General features: G+C 43.7%; 16 protein-coding genes and 1 pseudogene. 9 read left to right on the plus strand and 8 right to left on the minus strand.

Annotated features, from left to right (window positions below; genetic code table 11):
- Positions 1 to 262: 262 nt before the first annotated feature.
- The 3 genes from EQO05_RS11165 (at position 263) to EQO05_RS11175 (ending at position 7,003) form a co-directional block, all read left to right on the plus strand.
- Positions 263 to 3,133 (plus strand): cation-transporting P-type ATPase, encoded by a 2,871-nt coding sequence (locus EQO05_RS11165; protein ID WP_128506531.1) that lies wholly within the window; start codon positions 263 to 265, stop codon positions 3,131 to 3,133.
- Positions 3,134 to 3,582: 449 nt separating this feature from the next.
- On the plus strand, positions 3,583 to 6,657 hold the full coding sequence (locus EQO05_RS11170) for a response regulator (protein ID WP_128506533.1): 3,075 nt from the start codon (positions 3,583 to 3,585) through the stop codon (positions 6,655 to 6,657).
- Positions 6,629 to 7,003 carry a response regulator gene (locus tag EQO05_RS11175; RefSeq protein WP_128506535.1) on the plus strand — a complete coding sequence of 125 codons (375 nt, stop codon included), beginning with the start codon at positions 6,629 to 6,631 and terminating at the stop codon, positions 7,001 to 7,003. The genes EQO05_RS11170 and EQO05_RS11175 overlap by 29 nt, the downstream gene beginning before the upstream one ends.
- A gap of 13 nt (positions 7,004 to 7,016) precedes the next feature.
- Here EQO05_RS11175 and EQO05_RS11180 read toward each other — a convergent pair whose 3' ends face one another.
- From EQO05_RS11180 to EQO05_RS11210, 7 genes are all read right to left on the minus strand, one after another.
- Positions 7,017 to 7,802, minus strand: coding sequence for a winged helix-turn-helix domain-containing protein (locus EQO05_RS11180; RefSeq protein ID WP_128506537.1), 786 nt, complete (start codon positions 7,800 to 7,802; stop codon positions 7,017 to 7,019).
- 835 nt (positions 7,803 to 8,637) lie between these two features.
- Complete coding sequence (locus tag EQO05_RS11185; RefSeq protein ID WP_128506539.1) at positions 8,638 to 9,150, minus strand: NADH-quinone oxidoreductase subunit B family protein; 513 nt, start codon at positions 9,148 to 9,150, stop codon at positions 8,638 to 8,640.
- A gap of 10 nt (positions 9,151 to 9,160) precedes the next feature.
- On the minus strand, positions 9,161 to 10,834 hold the full coding sequence (locus tag EQO05_RS11190) for an NADH-quinone oxidoreductase subunit C (protein ID WP_128506541.1): 1,674 nt from the start codon (positions 10,832 to 10,834) through the stop codon (positions 9,161 to 9,163).
- Between the two features lie 17 nt (positions 10,835 to 10,851).
- Entirely contained in the window at positions 10,852 to 12,330 is a 1,479-nt protein-coding gene (locus EQO05_RS11195) for a proton-conducting transporter membrane subunit (protein ID WP_128506543.1), read from the minus strand.
- On the minus strand, positions 12,327 to 13,028 hold the full coding sequence (locus EQO05_RS11200; protein ID WP_240664598.1) for a hydrogenase subunit: 702 nt from the start codon (positions 13,026 to 13,028) through the stop codon (positions 12,327 to 12,329). The genes EQO05_RS11195 and EQO05_RS11200 overlap by 4 nt, the downstream gene beginning before the upstream one ends.
- Positions 13,025 to 13,966: a respiratory chain complex I subunit 1 family protein gene (locus EQO05_RS11205; protein ID WP_128506545.1), complete on the minus strand. Its 942-nt coding sequence runs from the start codon at positions 13,964 to 13,966 to the stop codon at positions 13,025 to 13,027. Before EQO05_RS11205 ends, EQO05_RS11200 begins: the two co-directional genes overlap by 4 nt.
- Positions 13,963 to 15,900 (minus strand): proton-conducting transporter membrane subunit, encoded by a 1,938-nt coding sequence (locus EQO05_RS11210; RefSeq protein ID WP_128506547.1) that lies wholly within the window; start codon positions 15,898 to 15,900, stop codon positions 13,963 to 13,965. Before EQO05_RS11210 ends, EQO05_RS11205 begins: the two co-directional genes overlap by 4 nt.
- 1,098 nt (positions 15,901 to 16,998) lie before the next feature.
- Between EQO05_RS11210 and mtaA the strand changes: the two genes are divergently transcribed.
- From mtaA to EQO05_RS11225, 3 genes are all read left to right on the plus strand, one after another.
- The gene (gene mtaA, locus EQO05_RS11215) at positions 16,999 to 18,018 is read left to right on the plus strand and encodes a methylcobamide:CoM methyltransferase MtaA (RefSeq protein WP_205793789.1); all 1,020 of its coding nucleotides are present in this window, start codon (positions 16,999 to 17,001) and stop codon (positions 18,016 to 18,018) included.
- Positions 18,019 to 18,311: 293 nt separating this feature from the next.
- The gene (locus EQO05_RS11220) at positions 18,312 to 19,931 is read left to right on the plus strand and encodes a methylamine methyltransferase corrinoid protein reductive activase (protein ID WP_128506551.1); all 1,620 of its coding nucleotides are present in this window, start codon (positions 18,312 to 18,314) and stop codon (positions 19,929 to 19,931) included.
- Positions 19,918 to 21,168 carry a GTP-binding protein gene (locus EQO05_RS11225; RefSeq protein WP_240664600.1) on the plus strand — a complete coding sequence of 417 codons (1,251 nt, stop codon included), beginning with the start codon at positions 19,918 to 19,920 and terminating at the stop codon, positions 21,166 to 21,168. Before EQO05_RS11220 ends, EQO05_RS11225 begins: the two co-directional genes overlap by 14 nt.
- A 116-nt stretch (positions 21,169 to 21,284) precedes the next feature.
- On the opposite strand, the gene EQO05_RS11230 is transcribed toward EQO05_RS11225, so the two are convergent.
- Positions 21,285 to 22,058, minus strand: coding sequence for a winged helix-turn-helix domain-containing protein (locus EQO05_RS11230; RefSeq protein WP_128506554.1), 774 nt, complete (start codon positions 22,056 to 22,058; stop codon positions 21,285 to 21,287).
- Between the two features lie 1,220 nt (positions 22,059 to 23,278).
- On the opposite strand from EQO05_RS11230, the gene EQO05_RS11235 reads away from it, so the two are divergent.
- The 3 genes and pseudogenes from EQO05_RS11235 to EQO05_RS11245 form a co-directional block, all read left to right on the plus strand.
- Entirely contained in the window at positions 23,279 to 25,174 is a 1,896-nt protein-coding gene (locus EQO05_RS11235) for a uroporphyrinogen decarboxylase family protein (RefSeq protein ID WP_128506556.1), read from the plus strand.
- 184 nt (positions 25,175 to 25,358) lie between these two features.
- Positions 25,359 to 25,643 carry a hypothetical protein gene (locus tag EQO05_RS11240; protein ID WP_128506558.1) on the plus strand — a complete coding sequence of 95 codons (285 nt, stop codon included), beginning with the start codon at positions 25,359 to 25,361 and terminating at the stop codon, positions 25,641 to 25,643.
- A 75-nt stretch (positions 25,644 to 25,718) separates the two neighbouring features.
- Positions 25,719 to 25,935, plus strand: a pseudogene (locus tag EQO05_RS11245) (molecular chaperone Hsp60); the annotation flags it as partial.

Consider the following 25,935-nt stretch of genomic DNA (forward strand, 5'->3'; position numbering starts at 1 on the left):
AGCATGAGTTTTTGATCAAACTTTTTTTGAAAAAGTTTGCGATAAAACTTTTTTTGAAAAAGTTTTCGCTCAAGCCTTTTTGTAAAAGGCTTGCGGGCAAGCTATTTTTGTAAAAGGCTTGTATTATGCTTGATCTGATTGTGTATTGAATGCCATTTACTCTATTAGTTCGAACTTCGGAATTGTCTTCTTACCCCTTTCAAGCCTGCTGTATGTCAAGTTTCATATTCTTGTGCCACATTGAAACACACAGGAGGATTCGATGGGGAAGAATCTGACTGATGCTAATGGCAAGATGTGTTCTCCCCGGGGAGACGAGCATAGTATCCCATTTGCGGAGTTTCTTCAAGATCTAGGAGTTGACGAGAACGGACTTAGCGAGCAGGAGGCTGCCCGCAGGCTCAGAGAATGCGGAGCCAATATGCTCGAAGAAACAGGAAAAGAGAGCATAGCAAAGAAGTATTTCAGGCAATTCAGGAACTTCTTCTCCATCCTGTTGATTGTCGGGTCTCTTCTGTCTTTTATCGGAGAATATCTTGATCCCGGGCAAGGAAACCTGTATATAGGCATAGCTCTCGCAGGCGTCGTAGTTATCAACGGAACCTTTACGTTCATACAGGAATATCAGGCTGCAAAAACAATGGAAAGCTTCAGGCAGCTTCTTCCGCCCCACGCCAGAGCTATGAGGGAAGCAAAGGTAAAGGATGTCCTGGCATCGGAACTTGTTGTAGGGGATATTATTCTTCTTGAGGAGGGAGATAAAGTTCCTGCCGATGGGCGTCTGATTGAAATCAATGCCCTGAAAGTGGATAACTCGGCTATCACAGGCGAGTCCGAACCCCAGCTTCGGTCTCTTGAATGCACTCATCCAAATATGCTTGAGTGCAGGAATATGGTCTTCTCAGGGACTCTGGTACAGAGCGGAAACGGGAAGGCAGTTATTTTTGCAACAGGACAGAATACCCAGATCGGAAACCTTGCAACACTTACGCAACAGACTATAGACGTAGACACTCCTATCCGAAAAGAGTTAAATCACTTCATAAAGGTCATATCTGCAATCGCGATTTCCCTGGGAATAACATTTTTTATACTCGCCTTTCTTCTTCAGGATGTATTTCTATCAAGTCTGATCTTTGCAATCGGGATTATTGTTGCCAATGTGCCTGAAGGGCTTTTACCCACAGTTACCCTTGCCCTCAGTCTTGCCTCCCGCAGAATGGCTTCGCGGAATGCCCTTATAAAACAGTTGGAGTCAGTAGAAACCCTGGGCTCTACAACGGTTATCTGTACGGACAAGACCGGCACCCTGACCCAGAACAGAATGACAGTAAACTCTATCATGATAGGGTTTGAATGCCTCCTTCTTGAGAACCCTCTCAGCTCTAAAAAAACGACTGCCGGACAGGAGGCAGAAGAAAGTATAAACAAAAATGATGCAAATACAGATACGAATGTTGCGGAGAAAATTACAGATCCCGGAACAGAAGGATTTTGCCTTATAAAAAAACCGGTATGGGACCCTCAAAAATTACCATCTTTATTAATAAAAGTTGCAGGACTTTGCAATAATGCAAAACTTCGCGAATCTCCTCCCGGATATACAGGAGATCCGACCGAGGGTGCACTTCTTGTTTTTGCAAGTAATCTGGAAGATATAAAAAAGCTCCAGAACGATTATCCAAGGCTTGAAGAGTTTCCTTTTGATTCGCTTACTAAAAGGATGGAGGTTATCTGCCGTACTCCTGAAGGAAAACTTGAAGTCTATCTCAAGGGCGCTCCGGAAGTAGTTGTGGAAATGTGCGGCTCAGCCCTGATCTCAGGAGGCACTAAGAAGATGGGTGAAGCTGAACAAAAAGAGCTTCTTGCCCGGCACCTGAGGCTTGCTGGCAAAGGAGAACGTGTGATTGCCCTTGCGTACAGGCAGGGAGAAGATCTAAGAGAGTACACAGAAGACTTTACTTTCCTGGGATTTATAGGAATTGTTGACCCTCCGCGCCCTGAAGCCAGAGATGCTATTGCTAGATGCCACGCCGCCGGGATCAAGGTCGTTATGATTACCGGGGATCATCCTGTCACTGCAGGGTCAATTGCAAAGGACGTGGGGCTTTCAAACTCAGGAAAGCTTGAAATCATTACCGGAGATGAGCTAAGCTTACTTTCGCGTGCAGAGCTTGCCTCAAGATTGAAAAATCCGAGCATTGTTTTTGCGCGTACTTCTCCTGTACAGAAGCTGAAAATCGTACAGCTTTTCCAGTCCGAAGGGGAAATCGTGACCATGACAGGAGATGGGGTCAATGATGCTCCTGCGATTAAGATTGCGGATATGGGAGTCGCTATGGGTAGCGGCACGGATGTGGCTCGTGAGGCTGCGGATATGGTACTCCTTGACGACAATTTCGCTACGATAGTGAATGCCATAGAGGAAGGAAGGACCGTTTTTGATAACATTAAAAAATTCATTGTGTATATCCTTGCCAGTAATATTCCTGAGATTCTTCCTTTCATAGCCTTTGTCCTCTTTGCCCTGCCCCTTCCCATGCCCGTGCAGCTTATCCTGGCAATTGATCTGGGTACGGATATGCTGCCAGCGATTGCTCTGGGAAAAGAAAAGGGGGAGGGGGATATTATGAAAAGGCCTCCCAGAGCAAGAGAAGAAAATCTGTTAACACCCCAGCTGCTCCTTACAGCGTATGCAGTAAAGGGTCCTGTGGAAGCTGTTGCAGGTTTCTTCTGCTATTTTGCCGTACTTTTTGAAGGAGGCTGGAGTTTTGGCGAACAGCTTGCAAGGACCGATCCTCTTTATATGCAGTCAATAACAGCCTTCTTTTCAGCTGTAGTCATCTGTCAGATCGCAAATGTTTTTACTTCGCGAACCCGATACCAGTCGGTTTTTACGGTAGGTTTGTTCAGCAACCCGATGGTTCTTGTAGGGATTGCAAGTGAACTCCTCATTCTGGCGCTTATTGTCTGGAATCCTACCGCAAATCTCATCTTTAATACCTCCCCCCTTGAGCTCAGGTACTTATTATTTGCCATTCCTTTTGCAATTTTACTGCTCGGAATCGATGAGGTCAGAAAATACCTGCTGAGAAGGAATGTAAGCTGGGCAACCAGATTCCTTAAATGGTGAATCGAACAGAGCCCGGAACAAGCTGAACAGTACTGTTAAGATATTACTGCCCAGTGCGAGAACTCAAGTGTAAAAAATGTATAAAGATATATAAACCAGGGAAAACAGAGACTAATATTTCATTTTGTTTATGAAAGTCACCTGTATGAATTTTGTTTTTATCTCTTAAAAATTAGCATCAGTTATTAATACATACTAATCAAGCTCTGTTTAGTATTAAGTGTCCAGAAAGCTCCGAATTTGCAAAAAAAGCTATAATACTACTATTTTAACCGGGATTACTTCCCATAGTGGAAAATCGTTTCGTTATGACAGCTTATAGAAAACTTTTATATAGATTCCAATTTAATTTCATCTGTTAGTATTATCTTATAAACTTCCCTGCAGGTCCCAACCCATACCCCACTCCCAGCTTAATTAACCCGAAACCCCTTCATCGAGCTTAAACTATGAACGTTAGTAGAAAGATCCTTGTTATTATCTATATTATCTTTGCTCTTCTCATTTCAGTTATTATTTTTGCATCCCAGAGCATCCTCTATTCAAGTTTTTCCGATCTGCAGGAAAAAGAGGCAACTGAAAATGTAGAGAAGGTAGAGAACATAATTGATTTTCAGATTTTACATCTTGAGGAAATCAATTTTGCTCTTTCTTCAAGGGATGATATCAGGGCTTTAATGCTTAATCATGACCCTCAAAGTCTGAGTGGAACTGCGTTCGATGATATCTTTTCCGTCAGTGGGTGCGACTTTATTTTTCTTGTAAACAGTTCAGGGTATATTGTGTATTCCGATGTTTCGGATTCGGGAATCTCTACTAATGCCTCAGATCTTTCTGATATACATCAGAGAATAAATGATGGTGGCCTCCTCTGTAGGGAGGCTGAAGCTCCTTTAAAGGGGTTATTACTGCTGGAAAGCGGACCCGCAGTTATCTCCAGCCGACCTGTGCTTGACGAACCCGAAAATAAAGAAATCTCAGGTACAATCATTCTTGGAAAGAGGCTTGACCCGGATTTTATCGGATCTGTAAAGGAAAATACAGGAAGTACGATTACTCTTTACAGTCTTAACGACGCTTCATCTGACTTCCGGCAGGCTCTTTTTGAAAGAGAAAATCCGAGTTTCATATATAATGCAACAGGGGACATAGTTACAGGCTATTCTGTTCTTAAAGACGCTTCCGGAAACCCGACTATTATAATCCGAACTGACGCCCCAAGTAACATTTATGCCGAAGGTCAGAAAGCTCTCCGATACCTGGTGTTTTTCCTTTTGTTTGCAGGACTTATGACTGGGGCGAGCTGTAAGTTTCTTCTTGACAGAGAAGTGGTATCCCGGATAGTTGCAATTGATAATTTTGTGGAAAAGGTGAGAACAGATGAGAATTTCTCCGAACGATTCTCAATGGGCGGAGAGGACGAGCTCTCAAGGCTGTCCGAAGGAATAAACCAGACACTTGACAGCCTGAGGACTACTTCTGATAAATTTAAAACCCAGGAACATGAAAAAAAGGTAATTCTTGACTCTCTCACTGAACTCGTAGTCTTTATGGATTCCGAATTGAGAATAATCTGGTTGAATAAAGCAGCTCTTGATCATGTGGGAATGAAATTTGACGATGCTATAGGGCGCTATTACCAGGAGATGTATATTTTATATAAAGAAAATCCAGGCAAATCACCTGTACTGAAAGTACTGGAATCCGGGAAAGATGAGTTCGGGGAAGTGATTACAAAGGACGGAAAGATCTGGGCGGTAAGTGCAACCCCTATAAAAAATGGAGACGGCCAGATCACCGGGATTCTGAAAACAGGTCTCGATATAACTACACACAGGCATTCAGAGGAGAGATTGCTTCAGGCAAAACTTGAAGCTGAGGCTGCCAATAATTCAAAGAGTGAATTCCTTGCAAATATGAGCCATGAATTGCGAACACCTTTGAATTCAATTATAGGATTTTCGGATATTCTTCTTGAGAAGGTTTTTGGAGAGCTTAATGAAAAGCAGTGCAAATACGTAAACAATATCTCTACCAGTGGGAAACATTTGCTGGTGCTTATAAACGACATCCTTGACCTTTCAAAAGTAGAAGCCGGAAGAATGGAACTCCACTACAGTGAGTTTTCGGTTAGCTCTATTTTTGAAGAAGTTAAAACCGTCCTCTCTCCTCTTGCGCAGGTAAAAGCTCTTGAGGTGACTTTTAATATAGAATCCGACCTTACAACGCTTGAAGCCGACAGAGGTCGGCTGATTCAAATCCTTTATAACCTTGTGAGCAATGCAATCAAATTTACCCAGGCCGGAGGAAAAATATCGGTCTATTGCAAGGAAAGCGGAAACCGGGCACTTATTTCAGTCATAGATACCGGTATAGGCATCTCTGCCGGAGATCAGTTAAAACTGTTCCAACCCTTTACCCAGCTCGATTCTTCGGCAACCAAACAGTATGGCGGCACAGGGCTTGGGCTTGCTCTTGTGAAGAAGATTGTAAACCTGCATCAAGGAGACATCTGGGTTGAGAGCGATCCGGGAAAGGGCAGTAACTTTACCTTTGCAATTCCTCTCAGGAAGCCATTAGAACTCAGGAAAGCCAGCGAGATCGGGCTTGAGGATGTAATGATAGAATTCCAGATGAACAAAGCAGCAGCACTTTCAATAAAAGAAAATATCGAGGATTTGCAAGAGCAGGTAGAACTGCCCGAAGTTTACCTGTCTGAAAAGGGGGACATTAAACAGCAGCTTATTCTGGTAGTCGATGATGATAAAGACTCCAGAGAACTTCTCTCCGTTATCCTGAGAGATGCCGGATATAGCGTAGCTTTCCTTTACGATGGAAAAAATGTTTTGAAGGTTGCAAAGAATCTGAAGCCCGACATTATTACTCTTGATGTATTCCTGCCGGACACTAATGGCTGGCTGGTTTTGAAGCAGTTAAAGAATGATCCTCACACAGCTTCTATACCTGTACTTATTATTTCCATGACCAATAATAATGAGCTTGGAATTGCTCTGGGAGCAACATACTCCTTTACAAAGCCAATAAAAAGAGTCGAATTGATAATTTCTCTCAAAGAAATTGCCGGAAAGTTCCGGCTCGGAGATCCTAAGGTTCTTATCGTAGATGATGACGAGAATACTGTAGAACTGCTGAGTTCAATGATTGAGCCTGAGGGTTTTGAGGTTATTAAAGCTTACAGTGGGAGGGAAGGTCTGCAAAAGCTCTTCTCAGAGCAGCAGCCCGATATCCTGATTCTTGACCTAATGATGCCGGAAGTAAGCGGATTTGATGTCGTATCCAGCATGAGGGCTGATGTACGCACAAAAGACATTCCTCTTATTGTATGCACTTCCAGTGAGCTTACCGAAAAAAATCTTGAAGAATTGAACAGTGAGATAAAAGAATATCTGATTTCTATCATGAAAAAAGGCACTTTCGGAAGAAAAGAGTTAATTAATAGAATAAAACAATTAACTATGCTGAAGAGGCGTAATAATGAAGAAAATCCTGATTGTCGAAGATAATCCCATGAATATGGAACTGATTCTGGATCTTCTGGAATTCTATGGGCATAACGTCACGAAAGCCGAGGATGGGATAAAGGCTCTGGAACGCCTTGCTGAAGAAAAGTTCGATATTATTCTGCTGGATATGCAGCTTCCGAAGATGGACGGGCTTGAAGTTCTCGATAGGATTAAGAAAAATCCTGAGACTGCAGATGTCCCCGTAATAGCAGTTACGGCCCATGCTATGAAAGGCAGTGAAGAGCATTTCATAGAAATGGGCTGCGTGGACTATGTCTCCAAACCCATTGATATTCACAAATTCAGGGCATTGATCGAAAAGTATCTGGTAGAAGACTCGTCATGAATCCGAAAGGTAGTTATAGTTTCTCCAGGCGTATGGATAAATCTTTATAGTGCAAAAAGAGCTCCTCGCACCATTTGAGTGCACTCTCGTCAAAACTCATCAGGCGCTGATGGTCGAACTTGCCTTTTTTGTCGAAAAGCACAAGCGAGCAGAAGCGCTCTGTCACTACGTTTTTGAGAGTCACGTTCTCGTCACAGACATAAACCTGAACATTTTCGGATTGCACCAGAGAGTTCAAATCCTCATAATAATCCTTTTTCATCCTGTCAAAAACGGGTTCTGTCAGGATAAGACAGACTTCAGCCCCTTTCCTTGCAAGTTCCGAGTACATTTCAACATGCAGAGGATTGAAATATGAAAGGAACATTTTTACTTTTTTTGATTCCAGAAGGTTGTTTTTAAAATCTTCAGGTACTTCAAAGAGCCGGTTAAGGTCGGCTTCGAGCATGAAATAATTACCCAGTTCGTCAATCCTGTTAAGAAGAGGTTCGGGAATTGCGGTAAAGTCGTGGTTTGTCCAGTAATCGTAATTTTCCTCAAAAACCCTTACGGTATTAAGCAAAGGTTCCATTTTTTCGACTACTATCTCCCCCATCTCAGAAAGCCTATATGTATTTCTTTCATCCTGTATTATCAGGCGTCCTTCTTTTAATTTTTTGATTTGGGGCATAATTGATGTTGAGTTGACGTTGAGGGCTGTTTTTATCTCGTCCCCTGTTTTAGGCCCTTCTTCCAGCAGGAGCAATACATCTTTCCTTTTTTCTGAAAGAAATGCAAGATCAATAAGTGATATTTTCATTTTGTTCAATCTCCCCGGGAAATTTTCAAATATAGAAGAGATACTTCTCCTTTATTTCTTTTCAGAAAGCGGTGTAAGTGGGCAAAAATTTTTCTTCCTCCAGAAGAATTTTGAAGGAACTTCTCGCAACATTACTGCGCTACTTTTCAATTGATCCTTTATATTTTTTTCCAAAAAACACTTATTTTCTTTAAGTTAAAGGTTTTTTGACTTTTTGTTAATCTCTCTTCTATCTTTTAAAAGGATCTTTTTCCCGATTTTTCGTTCCTTCACTCTCAGCCTCTTCCCCTTAAACCGCTTTCAAGCTGGTTCTCAGCAAGATCGGCAATTACGCGGTCCGTCCTCCATTTTGAGTCCTGTATATCCTCAATAATAGACGATTTATAAATTTTGACTTTGATTTTCTGCAGCGATTCTCCTGCCTTCACATTGGTTTTGAAAAATTATCTGGTCCAGCTGACAATTATGGGGCAGCATCCCCTGCCCCCGGATTAAGCTTTTCAGATATTCTACTAGCAGTAAGCCTTTAGGAACATTACTTTGAGAAAAGGACTTTTGAAGCCATTCTGAAAATTTCCGATTTCACCCCTGAATTCATACGGAATTTTCGTTTTCGAATGCATCCTTCCGGAAGTAAGAGATAATGTACCCGGGATATCATTTCCTTTTATTTATAATTTTCGCATTATTTTTCCCTATTTCCAGAACCCTCCGACAACGAGGTAAACAGAGATTTACCTCGCCCTCCCTCTGGAAAACTTTTTTATAAAATTGTTAAAAAAGTCTTATCAAAACTCTGGCTCTCCCTCCATCTTATATAAAGGAATCAGATTAATTATCCCGAAGCCTTTTTTACCAGAGCAAAGATGCCGCGCAGGATTTCTTTAGGGGAGGGAGGATTTCCGGGGATTTTTATATCTACAGGCAGAATTTTATCAACTCCGCCAAGTACAGCATAAGAACCTCTATAAATTCCACCATTGCAGGCGTCATCCCCCACTGCGACCACGAATTTAGGGGCAGGCATGGCTTCATAGGTTTTTAAAACGGCTTCAGCCATATTCAGGGTGACTGCGCCTGTAACCAGCAGGACATCGGCATGCCTCGGGGAAGCCACAAAAGAAATCCCAAACCTTTCGACATCATAATGCGGGGTTCCGAGATTTGAGATTTCAATCTCTGTTGAGTTGTCACTGCCTGAGTCCAGCTCGCGGATCGCAAGGCTGTGCCCGAAAACCTGATTAACTTCAGCTTTCAGTTCGGAGCCGAGAGCTTCAAGTTCGATATCGGAAAACTCAAATTTCTCCGTCACTTTCGAACGGAAGACATACGTAAGTGGGTTTACCATTTATTTCACCTCAGAGGTCGGTTCCTGCGTAGGAAAGGTTAAGGCTTTTGTTGATAAGGGGAAAATCCGGGACGATGTTCCCGAGTACTGCATGTTCTATAGCCTGCCAGTTGCAAAAAGATGCGGTCCGTACTTTATAACGATCTATTAGCCCGCCTCTCACATAGATCCAGTGCAGGTTCTGACCCCGTGCCGCTTCAACCATTGAGAGGGCGTACCCATCCGGAATATTTGAAACTGCAAATCCGGCTGCTTCAGCGGCAACCGCACCCTCCGGGATTGAAGCTATAAGCTTCTGTATCAGGAAAGCTGAATTAAGGACTTCCTTAGCCTTAACTTCAAACCGGGAAAGGACATCTCCCGCAGTTTTGATAGTTCTTTCTGGAGGTACATCCTTATATATGCCGTAGGGATGGTCAAGCCGGACATCATAGGAAGCTCCGGAAGCCCGGGCTATTGGACCTGTAAGATTAAGTGGGGCAATCAGTTTCTTTTTCAAAACACCGGTCGTTGAGAACCTGTCGATAAGGGATGAGGATGCACGGACAGCCGCAATCGCAGAGTCAAACTCCGGTACAAACGTTTTCGAATAAAGGTAAAGTTTTAAAAGGGCCTCGTCTGAAATCTCTTTCTTCAAGCCCCCTATATCCACAGCGCCTCTCATAAACCGGGAGCCTGTAAGAAGCTCATTTTGTCTGAAAATATTTTCACGGAGGATAAGGAAAGGCGTTGTCATTTTTGGGAAGCCGATATCGGTAATCATGCCTGAAAGGTCGCCCATATGTGAGTAGATACGTTCCAGTTCAAGGAGAATAGCCCTTAAGCAGTTAGCCCTGGGAGGGACTTCAATTCCCGCAAGCTTTTCTATGGCTGTGCAAAAGGCAACAGCATTGGCAACGGTTTCGTCCCCGCTTATGGCTTCGGCAATCGGGACACAGGCGGAGGGTCTTTTTCCCTCGGCAAGTTTTTCGATTCCCCGGTGTTTATAAAAGAGCCGGATTTCAAGGTTGAAAATAGGTTCTCCAATAACGCTGAACCTGAAATGGCCAGGCTCGATAATTCCTGCATGGACAGGCCCGACCGGAATCTGGTACACACCTTCGCCCTCTACCTGCTTGAAAGGATATGCTTCTTCCGGGTTCTGGACAGCCTGGATTTTCCTGTTTTTAAAGGATTTCAGGAGAGGGTGAAAGCCTTCAGGGTATGCCTCGTGTAAAAAAAGCCTCCTTTTGTCAAAAGCATCTTTAAACTCTATCCCGAACCCATCCCGTATTTCCCGCTCATACCAGCAGGCGGAAGGGAAAATCGTGGCAACAGAGGTAGTCTCCGTTCTGACCTGTCTCATAAATGCAAATACATCGGTGAAGCCCTTCAGCCTAAAAACATAAAAGAGAGTAAACCCAGGGCTTTCCTCAAAATCCTGGACGCAGAACAGGCTTATCAGCACAAAGCCCTTTTCGGAAAGTGCAGGCACGGTTTTTAAAAACTCTTCTTCTCCAAGGGGAATATAGAATTCATTGTTTTTCCCCCTCCTGACTTGCGGCTCCTTGCCTGAAATGTCAATAATTAAATCTGTAGCGTATCGGGTCGAAAGTATTGAAGGGTTCACTGGAATCTGGCAGTTGTCTCTTAACTTCGAACCTGCCGGGACCAGGGAACTTGCTGTGTTTTTGTTTGAAATCATTTTTCTTTGCCTCCTATTTACAGGTATCCGAGCTCATACACGATTTCGTTCAACAGGTTTTCCAGGGGTTCCGGGAAGAATACTCCGAGCGCCAGAATCACGATAATAATTGATATGATTGGGAATTTCATACCATTCCTGACTGTATATGGAAGAAGCGGAGTTTCGATCCCTTCAGGTCCAGCCTCTTTTGAACTTCGGGTAAACGCCCCAATTAAAACTCTTGCAAATGCAGCCGATGCAATAACCAGCAGGAGAAGGACTGCAAAAACAAGCGATTTAGAAAACTCGAAAGCTTCCAGCAGAATAAAAAATTTGGCCGAAAAGATCGGGAAAGGAGGCATACCTATGATTGCAAAGCTCCCAATAACGAACCCCCAGCCTGCAATGGGCTGGAGCGAAAAAATGTCTTTTATATCCTGGATCAGGTTGCTTTCGTACTGCCTGTGCAGAATGCCCGCCGAAAAGAAGAGCGAGGCTTTGGTCAGCGAGTGGGCAAGGACGTAAAAAAGTGTCCAGAAAAGGGCAAAAGGTGTTCCAACCCCTATTCCGAGGAGGAGAATGCCCATATGTTCCACGCTTGAAAAGGCAATCAGCATCTTCAGGTTTTTCTGCAAAAGCATATTGAGGACTGCGACTGTTACCGTAAGCAACCCAAAGCCGATAAGAAACTGGGATACTATAGCTTCTGCCTCGGTTTGCCTGACAATGGCGTACATTCGCAAAATTCCATAAATGCCTATGTTTAACAGGACTCCGGATAAGATGGCACTTACTGCTGAAGGGGCTTTTGAGTGGGCATCCGGAAGCCATGTATGGAAAGGGAAAATCCCGGATTTTGCTGCAAATCCGATGAAAAGAAATACAAAACTTGCAGTTAACATTTTAGGGGATAACAGGACTGAGTTTTCCATCAGCACAGTCCAGTTAAGGGTTCCGCTGCCCAGTATTTCCCCGGAGAGCGTGTATAGAAATATCAGCCCTATGAATGAAAAGAGCATGGCTCCTGAGGCTATGAAAATATATTTGATGGCGGCATCGATATTTTCTTTAGCAGACAGGATTGCCACAAGTACGGCTGAAAAGACTGTTGTCAGCTCGGCAAAAATCCAGAATAAAGCAAGGTTGTCAGAAAAGAAAGCAAGGGTAGCTGTTGTAAGCAGTAGGCTGAAAGCCATATAAAAAATTTTCAGGTTATTCCTGTGCAGTTCCTGAGCCTGCATCAGGCTTTCAACATAACCGCTTGCATAGACCGAAGCCAGGAAGAACAGTAAAGCTGCAATCAGCACTTCATAAATACTGAGATGATCAACGTAGAAATACTTGTTTCCGGTTTCAAAAGCCGGGACAGTGATAGTGAGCAGCGCATAAAACCCTATTGCAAGAAATGCAAGAGTGTGCAGAATGGAGAAAGCATTCATTGCCCTGTGAGATTTTGAAAGCAGGATAAGGGCAAGAGCCAGGGCTCCTGCTGCCAGATAGCTGAGTATGATCATTGTTCTTCCCCCCCTGACCAGATTTTAAGTGTCTGGAGGCGCTGGTGGTATTCCTCGCTTGTTGAATCTAGCCCGATTGCCAGGATAGTTGTTAACAGTACAAGAATCATCAGGTCTATCACGATCAGGATTTCTATGATAAAGGGCAGGTCCGCAACAAAAATTCCAAAAAGCAGAACCCCGTTTTCCATTGTCAGGTATCCTATGACTTTTGTTATCACTTTTCTCCGGCTGAATATCACAAGCATGCCCATGAGAGTCAGGGATAATCCAATAACAGCCCCCATGAAGAATAACTTGCTCAGAATGAATTCATTGAAGAAGCCTGAGAGGAAAACATAGGCTAAAAGAATCAGGCCCATGCTGACAAGAAGGGAGGGTGTCGGCTCAAGGTAATTAAACTTCAGGTCCCGGCTGATTTTGATTTTTTCCCCTATTATGTTTATAAATATGGGAATTAACAGCACCTTGCTTACAAGAGTCAGGGCTGCGATCGCAAGCAATGTCCTGTTGCCCTCAATAAAGTAAAGTGACGATGCGATCAGGACAAGCAGCAGGGACTGGACGGCATATACGGTCAGCAGCGAAGCAATGTTCCTTGTGGAAAGGATAAGGGCTGCCGTAATCAGTACAAAAACAAAAAGGATCCTGACCATGTCTTCGAGGAATGTCGGGTCTGCCAGGAAAGAAGATATCATGCAAACACCTCCATCAGGATGGTAAGTGCGGAAAAGAAAAACGCCATCATATAGAATCCGGGCAGCCTGAAAAGCCGCATTTTTGCAATGGAAGACTCAAATAGTCCTATTAATCCGGCAAGCATGCTGGCTTTTACAAGGAAAAAGAGGCATGCGATCATAAAACTTGCGAAGGTAAGCTCGGTCGCAAGTCCCCAGGGAGCCAGAACGTTTATCAGAACTGCCATCAGGATTGTCTGTTTAATGGCATGGGCAAGCTCTATAAGAGCCAGATTTTTTCCGGACTGTTCCAGAATCATGGCTTCGTTGATCATGGTAAGCTCAAGATGTGTTGCCGGGTTGTCCACAGGAATCCTTCCGGTTTCCACTATTATGATGATAAAGAGGGAAATGGAAATAAGGGTAAGGGTGGGACTTTCGGGAATTGTGGAGCCGGCAGTTACTGCAAACATTTCATGAAAGTTTACGGTTCTTAATACATATGCAAGCGCAGCAAAGGATATTACCATCGTGGGTTCGACTACAGCCGAGAGGCTCATCAGGCGAGAACTACCCATGCCTCCGAAAGTGCTCCCCGCATCAAGTCCGCAAAGTGCCGTAAAAAAACGCTCTATTGCGAGCAGGTAGAGGAAAACTATTATATTTCCGATTCCTGCAGGGGTATCTGGAATAAAAACAACCGGGACAAAGAGCGTCGCCACTAGAAGAACTCCAAGGTTAAGATAGGGAGTAATTCTCATAATTCCTGAGGAATTGGGTGAATATACTACTTCTTTTTGCATTAGTTTGCGCAAATCGAAATAACTCTGCAGGAGACTGGGGCCTTTTCTTCCCTGGGTATATGCCTTGACCTTTTTGATAAGGCTCATAAAGAACGGGGAGATCAGCATGATAAAACCCGTATTCAGCAGGGCGAATAAGAGGAATGAAGCATTCATGCGTAATACCTCGTAAATGTCATCAGCGTCAGTACTGCAATAAAAACGTAAAGTACATAAGTATCCAGTTTGCCGTTCTGCATTCGTGAGACCTGAGAAGAAACAAGACTAACTGCGTAAGCGGCAGGAAGATAGAGACGTTCTTCAAAAAATTTAATCAGGTGTATCCTGACAGTTCCGCTTTTAAAGATGCTTTCCTTTGTATCGGAATACGTTCTGGTAGTAGAGATTTCGGTCCTGTAAATTTTTTTGAAAATAACTACAAGAGGCTCCGAAAACCCTGCGGAGCTGTATTCCATTGTGGAATTCTGGCCCAGCATCCCACAGCCCCAGGTTTCTTTGCTTATTCTCGGGCTTTCCGAAGGACCTGAATTACGGACCGCAAGCCAGATAAGCCCGCAAGCTCCCCCGAGAATCAGCCCGAGAGACAGCATATCCGGAATCCCCAGGTCAAAGCCGAGTAGAACCAGAATTCGGGATGAAAACAATCCCGAAAAAATACACAGAGCTGCAGGTACAGCTTCTCCAAGTAACATAGGATTTGTGGCTTCAGCAGCTTCTTCTGCATACTTCGTCCTCGGAAGGGCAAGGAAGGTGATTCCGAAAACTTTTACAAAAAGCGCTGCTGCGAGAGCACTTGTAAGGGCAAAGACCGAGAGGGTAATAATTAGAAGTACTTTTAAAAGAGGGTCTAAAAGTGCTGAAGAGTAGAAATAAGCCTGGAAAAGCATAAGTTCACTTACAAAACCGTTTGTTGGAGGAAGGGCAGCAATTGAAACAGAACCCACCAGGAAAAGGACGGCAGTATGGGGCATGCGCTTTATAAGACCTCCGAATGCCTCGATATCTCGGGTGCCAGTAGCATGAACCACTGAGCCTGCGCAAAGAAATAACAAGCTTTTGAAAAGAGCGTGGTTAAAAGCGTGGAAGCAGGCTCCTACAAGGCTTAACATCGCAAGAGCTTCAAACCCTTCCAGTTTGAATATCAGGTACAGGCCAATTCCCATGAAAATGATCCCGATATTTTCGATACTGCTGTAGGCAAGCAGCCTCTTTATATCGCTTTCCTTGAGGGCATAAATTACCCCCAGTACGGCTGAGAGACTTCCCATTACAAGGATTAGCGTACCCCACCAGAGCTGCGGGAAGGAGACTGAGAGTAAAAACCTCAGAAAACCGTAGATCGCAACTTTCAGCATGACGCCCGACATCAGAGCTGAAATGCTTGAAGGAGCAGCAGGGTGAGCATAGGGGAGCCATTTGTGGAAAGGGACAAGCCCTGCTTTGATCCCGAACCCCGTAAAAAGGCAGAGGAAAGGCAAAGTAAGAAGGCTTGCCGGGTAGTCAAGCTGTCCGAATTCGGCAGAGCCTGTCAGCCTGAACAGACTCATAAAACCCATGAAAAGAAAAGCTGTGCTCAGACTTGTCATTATAAAGTAGAAGAGTCCTGCTTTCTTGCTTTCTTCCGAGGAATAGTCGTGAAGTACAAGCATTAAGGAAGACAGAGACATTATTTCCCAAAAAACAAGGAAACCTACCATATTTCCTGCAAGCACAACCATGAGCATGGCAAGGATGAAGAGGTTTGTAAGAGCAGTCTGCAGGTCTTTTCTAGCTTCACCTTTAGCATGTTCCACATATTCAACGGAATATAAAGAAACGCCCGGCACAACGACTGCGATCAGCAGAACAAAGCCTGCTGAGAGCCTGTCTGCAGCCAGTGTGAAATCCAGTCCGGGAAGAAATCTGAAGGCTGGAAAAACAGGCTCTTTTCCGGTGTAAAGGACTATGCCTGCAAAAACCAGAAGCAGGATTGAAGAAATAAAAGATAGGCTGAAGGAGGCTTTTCTTGCGTTTTTACTTCGGTACAGGAAAGGCAGGGCAGTTCCGGATATAAGGGCTATAACAGCTCCGTAAATTAAGGCTTCGAGCAAATTTATTCACTCCTTAAGCCTGGTTCCGGCATTTGAGTAAAATCTGGGAATTGTATTCTGGTCCGAGCCTGGCACTGTAGTTCTCCAGCTCGCGTCCAGCTTAAAGCACTATTTTTGAAACTGTCCTTCCTATAAGAGATAATGGGAATACTTCCGTAGTTCGTATTTACATTCCACCGTAAACTTCTATTTCGAGGGTTCATTCCCCGGAAACTTTTCGCCAAATACTCTGTAACATTATATATGTTTACATTATAAACTTTTTTGCGAAGGTTAGTAACTATCATTCTTAATCCTTGTTTTCAAAAATGAAAATGGTGAAATGCTTTGAAATTAAAAGAAAAATACTTTTTCCCGCGAAACGAGGAATACATTTAGATTTTCTATACCAGGACTGAAAATATATATTATAGATATTTATACTGACCATAAGTTACATCTTTCTAAAAAATCTAAGACGGCAGGTAAGAAATGAGGTTAGAAAAGTAAGAGTTTAGATGATTATTATATATTTTCAGAATTCCATTAAGCCTTCTACTCGCCCCAGTCCCGCAAGCCTTTTACAAAGATCCTTGAGTGAAAATTATTTAAAAAAATTGATCGCAAGCCTTTTTGTAAAAGGCTTGAGCGAAAACTATTTCAAAAAAATTTGATCAAAAAGGCTTGAGCAAAAGTATCTAAACCAACATAACCGGAGCGTGATCGACCGGCGCAACGGTCGATGTAAAGCCGAACAATGGGCTCAAAATTTTCGAGCTTGTTTATTAAAAAAATGGGAACAAAAAATTCCTGACAAATAGCTTTTATAAGTTGTTAACTAAAAAAATGCCCGTATTCTAATACAAGCTTAAGGAGCCTGAGAATTGTTTTTACTACCGTGGTTCTTATCTCTGCTCGGGAGAGGCGGAAAAGGAGATTCAAAGGTATTATTGATTTCCCAGGCAACCCTGTAGTTTTTAACTGCGCTTCGAAACTCTGGATTTCCAGTTGGGGCGTGAAACCTTTTGGATTGAAAAGGTCTATATAATATTGTCAAGTAGACAATAAAATTGTAATTAAAATAAATATAAATCAATAAATTAAAAAAAAGGTATGACTATGAGCGAATTTACACTCAAAACGAGACTCTTAGCTGCCCTTGAAGGCAAGCCTGTTGACAAAGTACCTGTTTGCTCCGTGACCCAGACCGGGATTGTAGAACTTATGGATGAAGTTGGAGCTCCCTGGCCTGAATCCCACACCAACCCCGAACTTATGGCAAAGCTGGCAATTGCCAACTATGAGCTTAGCGGACTCGAAGCTGTAAGGCTTCCCTACTGTCTTACCGTTCTTGTTGAAGCCATGGGCTGTGAAATCAACATGGGCACCAAGAACAGGCAACCTTCTGTTACCGGTCACCCTTACCCCAAGGATCTTGAGGGCGCATCCATTCCTGCAGACCTCCTGCAGAAAGGCAGAATTCCTGCTGTACTCGAAGCCATAAAGATCGTCAGGGAGAAAGTAGGTCCTGACGTGCCAATTATCGGCGGTATGGAGGGTCCGGTTACAGTCGCCTCTGACCTGGTAAGTGTAAAGTCCTTCATGAAATGGTCCATTAAAAAGATTGATCTCTTCGAACAGTCTCTGGACATTGCCACTGAAGCTTCAATTATGTACGCAAATGCAATGGTCGAGGCAGGTGCAGATGTTATTGCCATTGCAGACCCTGTAGCTTCCCCTGACCTTATGAGCCCTGACTCCTTCAGGCAGTTTCTCCAGTCAAGACTGCAGAAGTTCTCCTCAAGTGTGAACTCAGTAACTGTCCTCCACGTCTGCGGAAACGTTAACCCGATTCTCAGTGACATGGCAGACTGCGGCTTCGAAGGACTCAGCGTTGAAGAAAAAATAGGCCCCGCAAAGAAAGGCAAGGAAGTAATTGGAGACAGAGCAAGATTAGTAGGAAATGTTTCCAGTCCGTTCACCCTGCTGCCTGGCCCTATTGACAAGATAAAAGCTGAAGCAAAAGAAGCTCTTGATGGCGGAATCGATGTACTCGCACCAGGCTGTGGTATTGCACCAATGACCCCTCTCGAGAACATCAAAGCAATGGTCGCAGCAAGAGACGAATACTACGCCTGAGAAGGCACAAGACCTTTATTTTTTTCGCGGGCACATTCCGGGGCTCTAAAAACTTTAGTGCATCCGGATATCGTGTTCCACTTAATGTTTTTTTGTTTTGGCAGTCGGAATGAGTGCTCCAGACCCAGAGCCTTACAGGCTTTGAACTGAGGAGAACCTGTCCGAAAAATAATTCAGTATAAATAGCTTGATAGCTTATTCAGTATGAAACTTATTTATTTTTATTGAACACAGGATATGTCTGAAATATACTGGTTGAGTTGATCTTAAACTTTTTTGGAGGAGGTTAAGATATGAGAACAGGAGTTGCAATCGACCTGGGAACCAGCGGTTTTAGGGCCCAGAAAATTGACCTTGAAAGCGGTGAGATCAAGAAAACTGTCATAACGCTACGGAATCCCCTACCTGGAGCGAACGTAATGGACCATCTTGACTTTGCAATCCATTACGGGCTTGATAAAGCCCACGGCCTCTCTGCCACAGCAGTAAAAAATATTCTGGGCGAACTGGGAGTAAACCTGGAAGAAATGGAGAAATTTTCAATCTGTGGAAACCCTATCCAGCTTTCCATATTCCAGGGAATTCCAATCGAAGACCTGGCATACGCAGGCGAGCGAAAGAAGCAAAAATATCACATTGAAGAGCAGAATAGGGATGCCCGCATAATACCTATGGCTGAGATCGAAGGATTTGAGGAAGCCGTAAACTGCAAACTGTCTGTACCCCCGGCAATTAAGCACGAGGTTGGTGCCGATGCACTTGCACTTATTGTAAAAGCAGGCATGATTGAGAGTAACGAGATAGCGATTGCAACAGACTACGGAACAAATGCCGAAATGGCCCTCAAAGCAAACGGCATTATATATACCGGTTCAGCTGCCGCGGGCCCTGCTCTCGAAGGTCAGGAAATAGAATATGGATCCATTGCTTCCCCTCATACAATCTGCGATGTGGAATTTGAAGGAGAAAACCTGCGCTGTTATGTATTAGACAGGGATATGAAGACTACAAAAGCAGACCTGGTAAATCCAAAAACAGGGGAAGTTGTGGAAAAAGGGGATCTCACTGCAAAAGGCATTACCGGTACCGGAGTTATTGCCCTTATAGAGACAGGAATGAGAAATAAGCTCATTGTATTGCCAAAGATTCAGACCCCGGACGGCATTATTCACCTCCAGGACGGGATAAAGTTCACGAATAAAGACCTTATTGCAGCCGGGAGAGCTATAGGAGCAATCCGCGCTGGACACATCACCCTCTGTGCAGCCGCAGGCATAGAGATGGAGGAACTGCTGACCGCTCACATGTCAGGAGCCGCAGGCACTTATATGGACGCTGCAAAAGCCCATAAGGTAGGAATGATTCCTTACAATGCGAGTTATGTCTCCCAGATAGGAAATACTTCCCTGACCGTTGCAAGGGAAATCCTGCTTTCAGAAGACAGGCTCTGGGGACTGCAGGCAATTGCAAAAGAGGTAGTGGGCACCCATGTAATGTTTGCGACCTCCGAGGCTTTTAAGGAAGCTTACCTGCTGGAACTTGCTTTCTGGAATGAAGGCATGGCTTTCAAGATGCTTCAGAAGTTCCTGAAAAAGAAAAAACTTCCCATGATAAGCGAGCCTTCTGCTATTCTCAAGATTGACCGCCAGGTTGAAAGGGATATCCCCGAGCTCGGAGAAGAGGGGCTCGAGGTGCTTGAAAAGGTTGGAACTTACCTTACAATGGTGATTGAAGAGTGTGAAGGCTGCCATAAGTGCGTAAAGGTTTGCCCTAACGGAGCCCTGAGAATGGAGGACAACGGGCTTGTGAAAATAAGGACTGACCTCTGCGATGGGGCAAATTGCCAGCGTTGCTTGCATGCCTGCCCTGATGACAGGTTTAAATGGGAAAATCTGACAGTTGCAGGAAAGTAAAAAGGGTAAGCTTATTGAGAGTAAAAAACGAATAAAGGGAAATAGTAATAAGCAAAACGACACGAAGGGAGGAGAAAACGTGCAGGTCATTGTGGTGGGGGGTTTTCTGGGAAGTGGAAAAACCACCACTATTATCAACATGGGCAAATACCTGGCAGAGAAAGGGAAAAAAGTTGCCATTATCGTGAATGAGATTGGGGAAATCGGAATTGACGGAGACGTTATAAAGAGATTCGGATTTGATACGAAGGAAATCACAAGCGGATGCATCTGTTGTTCCCTTAAAGTAGGGTTAAGGACAACCGTTACCCTTCTTGCCAGGGAGTACAAACCTGATATCCTGATGATAGAACCCACAGGTATTGCCTTCCCGCACATAATAAGGGACGAAGTCGAACTCATGAATCTTGGAGAACATGTCGAAATCGCTCCTCTTGTTACCCTGATTGACGGCAGCAGGTTCAAGCACCTGATGAAAGAAATAAAAGAATTTGCCATGAGGCAGATTATTGATGCGGAAATCCTGGTAATAAATAAGGTAGACCTGATAGAGCCTATCCGGCTTCCTATTCTTGAGGCGTCGGTTCAGCAGCTGAATCCGGATGCCAGGGTAGTCCTGCTTTCAGGAAAAGACACGGGCGAAAAATTCGAAAATTTCATGCACATAGTGCTCCCGGATCTCAAAGAAATTCCCGAAAGCGCTCAGACAGCTGAAGAACTGAGAGTACAAGCCGAACCCTTTGCTCCGCGGGAAACCGAAAGTTCGATTGAAGCTTCAAAAGTAGGCAGCTATTCGGCCGAATTCGCGGTTGAAAACGGAAACCTTAGCACTGATGCTGCCAGGGAATTAACAACCGAACTGATTAACACGATAAAGGCGAAGGTACTGAAATTAAACCCCGAATTCGTAGGGCATATTAAACTCTTTCTGGACAATGGGTCAGAAACCGTGAAACAGAGCGTTACAATATTTTACGAAGAGCCCCAGGAAGATATAATCAAGTCAAAGGATGGAACTGCCCCTACACTCAAAATTCTCTCAGCAGTCTCAAACGTTGAGAAGGCAGCCGTAAGAGATGCTGTAAACCTCTCGGTACAGGAGGTTTTTGAAAGCAAGAAAATAAGAGCGACGAAACCCGAACCGGCCCATAACCACGAACATGGACATCAGGAAAATAATAATCATGGAGATCAGGGGCATATACAGAAGATCTCGGACATTAAAAGAAATGGCTGAGCTGGAATAGTGGGGCTGAGGTGAATAAACCGGTGAGGAAAATAAATTCCTCAAATATTTTTTAGTCAATCTTCGGTTTTAACTGATCTTTGTAGTTTTAATTAACCTTCACTGTTTTAATTGATTTTTGTGGAGCGGTCTATATAATATTGAGCCAGTTCATTGCCCCACTCTATCGCACTCGGAGTATAACTCGTGATTTTCCTGTGATCGAATTCCCCTTCTTTTCCGAAGAGTTTCAGCATCAAAAAGTTATCTGTAACCATGAACGAAGAAGGCCTTATTTTGCCTGAATAAATATAAAGAGAGACTTTGTTGTCAAGCAGCACGCAATATTCTTCTTCAAAGTCGTTTTTTAATCGATTATAGACCTTTTCATCGAGGATAAGATGTGCTTCGGCTCCGCCTTCAGCACAGCTGGCTTGAATCGACGGACAGTCGGGGCAGAAATAGGAATAAAAGGATTTTATGGTTTTCGAACTGCTTAGTTTTTCACGCAAATAGCCTGGGAATTCGAAAAGATGATCAAGGTCGGGTTCATCCAGGTTACATTTTCCAAGCATGTCGATTTTCTTAATCAGGTGTTCGGGAATGGGAGAGCGATCATGTTTTGACCAGTAATCCTTATTCCCGTCAAAAACGTCAAGAACGGAAGTAAGAGGGAGCATCTTCTCAACGACTACTGCTCCTATATCCGAAAGCTGGTAGATGTTTCCTTTCTGCACGATCATATCCATATCTTTCAATTTTTTAATCTGAGGCATTAGAGCACATGATTTTACATTAAGAATTTCTTTAATCTCATCGATATCCATCGGCCCGTTAGCTAACCGGACAAGGAGATTTTTCCTTTTTTCAGAGAAAAAAATTAGGTCTACGAGAGAACTCATGTGTATCAGCTTCCATTATTCATGTATTATTTCAGACCAGGACAAACTCGCCAGAATTTTCCCCGGATCCACCGCAATCCCAAAGCAGCATAGTTTCGGCTTTTACCCAGGAGGTGCTGCAATTAAAAGCGTTCTATCAATAGAGAGGCACCGCGTTATTCAAGATTAGAAGCAATTTGAGATTTCATTCTTGCTTATCCTGACCCTGCAGGATACAGCCGTGAATCAATCGATTAAACGCTCTCGTTTTAAAAACGGGTAATAGTCTTCAACCAGAACCAAATTAAATATTGCAGAAACTATATTTAATTTTTGATAATACATCGCATAATATAAATCGCGGATATAATATTTAAAGTAAGATAATGCATGATAAAACAAAAATTATAAAACCGACGCATCCGATATATTATGCTTTTCAGCAGATTGAGAAGAAGCTCTTTTTAACGGTTTTCAGTGGGTTTTATAAATATTGCTGGCCCGTAAGCAGGATCAGACTTTTCAGGACTACGGATTTAAAGCAATAAAATCGCAGGATAACGGATTCTCAAATCTTACAACCCAGAGTTTTGAAAACCTGTATTCCAGAATTTGAAAGCATATATGCCAGAGTTTGAAAGCATATATGCCAGAATTTGAAATCTATATCAAAGCCATATCATCAGATATTGAGAACCAAACCCTTAAATTTTCAATACCCCTGAAGATTTAACAACCTCTATTTTTCAACCATGCATAGTTTTGGTATCTTCCCTGTGAACTGCTACCCCTACAAGAAAAGATACGGACAAGAAATGTATGGGAAATATAAATTTCCTAGTATATTGGAAATCCGATATATTGGAAAATTCAGACGAATATGAAATTTGAATAAATCTTTATTTTCAAGCTGAGAAATATTGCGCCTTAAGAGGAAAACAGCGTCGGTTAAGCTATATACAACCGAGAGAATCTCTAGATGATGATCATTGAGTCAAAAAGAGTAACGCCTGTGAGGCTAAATCCGGAAAAGGTTCCCTAAACGCTGTACACTACATGGGAAAAAATACTCTTCAATGGTTATCACAGAAGTTAAAAAGCTTATAGTGGATTTACGGAATTGGCGGGCTGTGGAACCCGTTAAGGATCTAAACACTGCAAAAACAAAAGTCCTGAAAAAAGGTCTTAAAAAATAGGTATAGAACTGCCTGGCCGGATTTTTAAGGAAAAGGAGATTTTCAATGGCAAAAGATGAAATTTTTAACGCTTTAACGGATGCTGTAGTTGAAGGCGATGACGAGCTTGCAGAAGAATTTGCACAAAAAGTCCTTGACGAGGAACTTGATGCATATGAAGCAATCGTTGACGGGCTCGCAAAAGGCATGAAGATTATCAGCGACATGTATGAAAAGGGAGAAGCCTTCGTGCCAAGCCTTCTGCTAGCGGCCGATGCAATGTATGCCGGGATGGAAATTCTCACCCCCTACATTAAGGTTGACGGAAGTGCAGCCCCCCAGAATGTAATCATAGGTACTGTTGAAGGAGACGTACACGATATTGGCAAGAATCTTGTCAAAACGATGATGACTGCAGCCGGTTTCAATATGATTGACCTTGGCTGCGACGTGCCGCTGGGGAAATTTGCAGAAGCAGCGAAGGAGAAAAAAGCAACAGCAATCTCCATGAGCACCCTGATGACCACAACAATGGGTGGAATGGAAACCGTTATTGAACAGCTTCAGGAAGAAGGGATCAGGGATTCTCTTTTAGTTATGGTAGGTGGCGCACCTGTTTCCAGGGAATTTGCAGAAAGTATAGGTGCGGACGGCACAGCTCTGGATGCAAGTACAGCAGTAGAAACCCTTACTTCCCTTGTCAGCGGGATCTCGGAAAATGCCTGGAGCGATTCCGCAATTGTAGAAAGCAAGATGAAGTACAAGGAATCCCTTGCCCAGAAGGGAATAAAAGAAAAGGTTGACATCGGCCTTATAACAGCCGAGAAAGTTATGGCAGAATTTGACTCAGTTATCCCCAAGTTAAATGAAACCATGACAAAAGCCGAAAGGTTCACAGCCTCATTTGCAGATAAGAAGGTCGACAGGCTTCCGATTGCAACCCTTGCCTGCGGTGTGTCCAGGAAATTCGTGCCCTGCAGCTATGCTGACTATTCTACAAAAGCCGAGAAATACGCAGCCTGTGTGGAGGCAGGTATCAAATACTTCAATATGGATACCTTTGTGGGACTGACCGACCTTTGTGTCGACGCCGCCGATTTCGGAGCAACCATCAGGTACCCTGAAGAAGATACCCCTGCAGCTACAGGACACCTTGAAGATTACGAAAATCTCGAAGTCCCGGAAATTAAGGAAGGCACCCGTGCATACAACCTCATCCAGGGCAATAAACTCGCAACCGAGAAGGCACATGCTCTCGGAGCACCCATGACAGCCCTGATTGAAGGCCCAATGGTCGCCCTGACCCAGATAATGGGAGCAACCCGCGTACTCTCGGATCTCAGAACCAGCCCGGATGTCGTCCTTAAGGCTCTTGACAAAACTGCCACCTATGTTGAAGAGATCATGAAGGGCATGTTCGAAGAAGCCCAACCTGATAATCTCTGTATGGTTACCCTGTGGACAAATAACGTCATCCTCAGCGCTGACGAATACATGAAGTCCGAAGGCCAGATCATGCAGAACAGGATTGCCCCTCTTTATAAGAAATATAACAAGCCGACCGTTATCCATAACTGTTCCGACGCCCCGCACTGGGAGCTTATCAACAAATGGGATACAAAATACTACAGTTATACTTTCTATCCGGATGAGGTCAATAAAGGTTCCAGAGACCATAAATATCTGATCAATAAGTACGGCAAAGAAACCATGTTTGCCGGCGAAGTCAGCCCAATTGTTTTCCTTGACAACAGCCCTGAGGCCCTGGAAAAGATGAAAGCTGACACAATTGCGCTTCAGGAGAGTGTACTTCAAACCCTTAAAGAGAACGGAATGCAGTCCAAATATGCGATTGCAACAGGCTGTGAAGTGCCTCCGGGGGCTCCCTGTGATGCAATCACTGCCCAGACCTACACTGTGGCAGAGAAAGGCCCGGAGATTTACAAGAAAATAATGGGATGAAGCCTGTTATTACAAGATCAAACGGGCTTCTGCCTATGCATAAAGGATAGGCTCTCAGCCTATCCTGTGTTTTTTAATTACACCGGAATTTAACCGACGCATGCACAAGCTCTCGTTGAGATAAGAAAAGCCTTTTTAATTATTCCTGGGGATGACAAAACTTGAGCAAAAGAGGTGAAACCGGATGAAATGCCAGAAAAGACCCGAAGAAAGGAAAAGGAATCCGACTCCAGTACGTCCCACCGGAACCTGCAGGCCAGAGTATGGTCCCTCATCAGATAATTCTCTTTTTCGATACTCGATTGTTGAAACCCATCCTATACATTACGAATATGGTTCAAACCCTGTCTGGACAGCCTTTACTGTTTCCGCATTTTCCGGGCTGCTTGCTGAGACAAACCTTACAATGAAAGATCCTGAGAATTATTTCAAATGTGCTGAAAAGTATTCCCAATCGAAGAAGTTTTGAGACCCGGATAATCGAGTTTAAACAGAGTTTGAATATGCCCTGAGAAACGGGTTAAAGTTACAGCGGGGAAAAAAGATGGCAAGCGAATTACACACAGCTTATCCTGAGAGCCAGGACGGAATGGCAAAACTTGCGCGAACAGTCCGGGAGAAAATCCTTATTGATGAGCCAGTAAAAGAAGACGGGCTGATCGACCAGCTTGAGCGGGCAGCGATTGAAATCGATGATTTGCTTGGTTCGTCCTTTGGACCAAGAGGCATGAACAAGATAATAGTGAACCCTGTCGGGGATA

This window comes from Methanosarcina sp. MSH10X1 (assembly GCF_004099695.1).
Lineage (GTDB): Archaea > Halobacteriota > Methanosarcinia > Methanosarcinales > Methanosarcinaceae > Methanosarcina.

Excerpts from the sequence above, each read along its gene's own strand:
- EQO05_RS11165 (WP_128506531.1), top strand. The coding sequence starts at position 263 with ATGGGGAAGAATCTGACTGATGCTAATGGCAAGATGTGTTCTCCCCGG.
- EQO05_RS11170 (WP_128506533.1), top strand. The coding sequence starts at position 3,583 with ATGAACGTTAGTAGAAAGATCCTTGTTATTATCTATATTATCTTTGCT.
- EQO05_RS11175 (WP_128506535.1), top strand. The coding sequence starts at position 6,629 with ATGAAGAAAATCCTGATTGTCGAAGATAATCCCATGAATATGGAACTG.
- EQO05_RS11180 (WP_128506537.1), bottom strand. The coding sequence starts at position 7,802 with ATGAAAATATCACTTATTGATCTTGCATTTCTTTCAGAAAAAAGGAAA.
- EQO05_RS11185 (WP_128506539.1), bottom strand. The coding sequence starts at position 9,150 with ATGGTAAACCCACTTACGTATGTCTTCCGTTCGAAAGTGACGGAGAAA.
- EQO05_RS11190 (WP_128506541.1), bottom strand. The coding sequence starts at position 10,834 with ATGATTTCAAACAAAAACACAGCAAGTTCCCTGGTCCCGGCAGGTTCG.
- EQO05_RS11195 (WP_128506543.1), bottom strand. The coding sequence starts at position 12,330 with ATGATCATACTCAGCTATCTGGCAGCAGGAGCCCTGGCTCTTGCCCTT.
- EQO05_RS11200 (WP_240664598.1), bottom strand. The coding sequence starts at position 13,028 with ATGATATCTTCTTTCCTGGCAGACCCGACATTCCTCGAAGACATGGTC.
- EQO05_RS11205 (WP_128506545.1), bottom strand. The coding sequence starts at position 13,966 with ATGAATGCTTCATTCCTCTTATTCGCCCTGCTGAATACGGGTTTTATC.
- mtaA (WP_205793789.1), top strand. The coding sequence starts at position 16,999 with ATGAGCGAATTTACACTCAAAACGAGACTCTTAGCTGCCCTTGAAGGC.
- EQO05_RS11220 (WP_128506551.1), top strand. The coding sequence starts at position 18,312 with ATGAGAACAGGAGTTGCAATCGACCTGGGAACCAGCGGTTTTAGGGCC.
- EQO05_RS11230 (WP_128506554.1), bottom strand. The coding sequence starts at position 22,058 with ATGAGTTCTCTCGTAGACCTAATTTTTTTCTCTGAAAAAAGGAAAAAT.
- EQO05_RS11235 (WP_128506556.1), top strand. The coding sequence starts at position 23,279 with ATGGCAAAAGATGAAATTTTTAACGCTTTAACGGATGCTGTAGTTGAA.
- EQO05_RS11240 (WP_128506558.1), top strand. The coding sequence starts at position 25,359 with ATGAAATGCCAGAAAAGACCCGAAGAAAGGAAAAGGAATCCGACTCCA.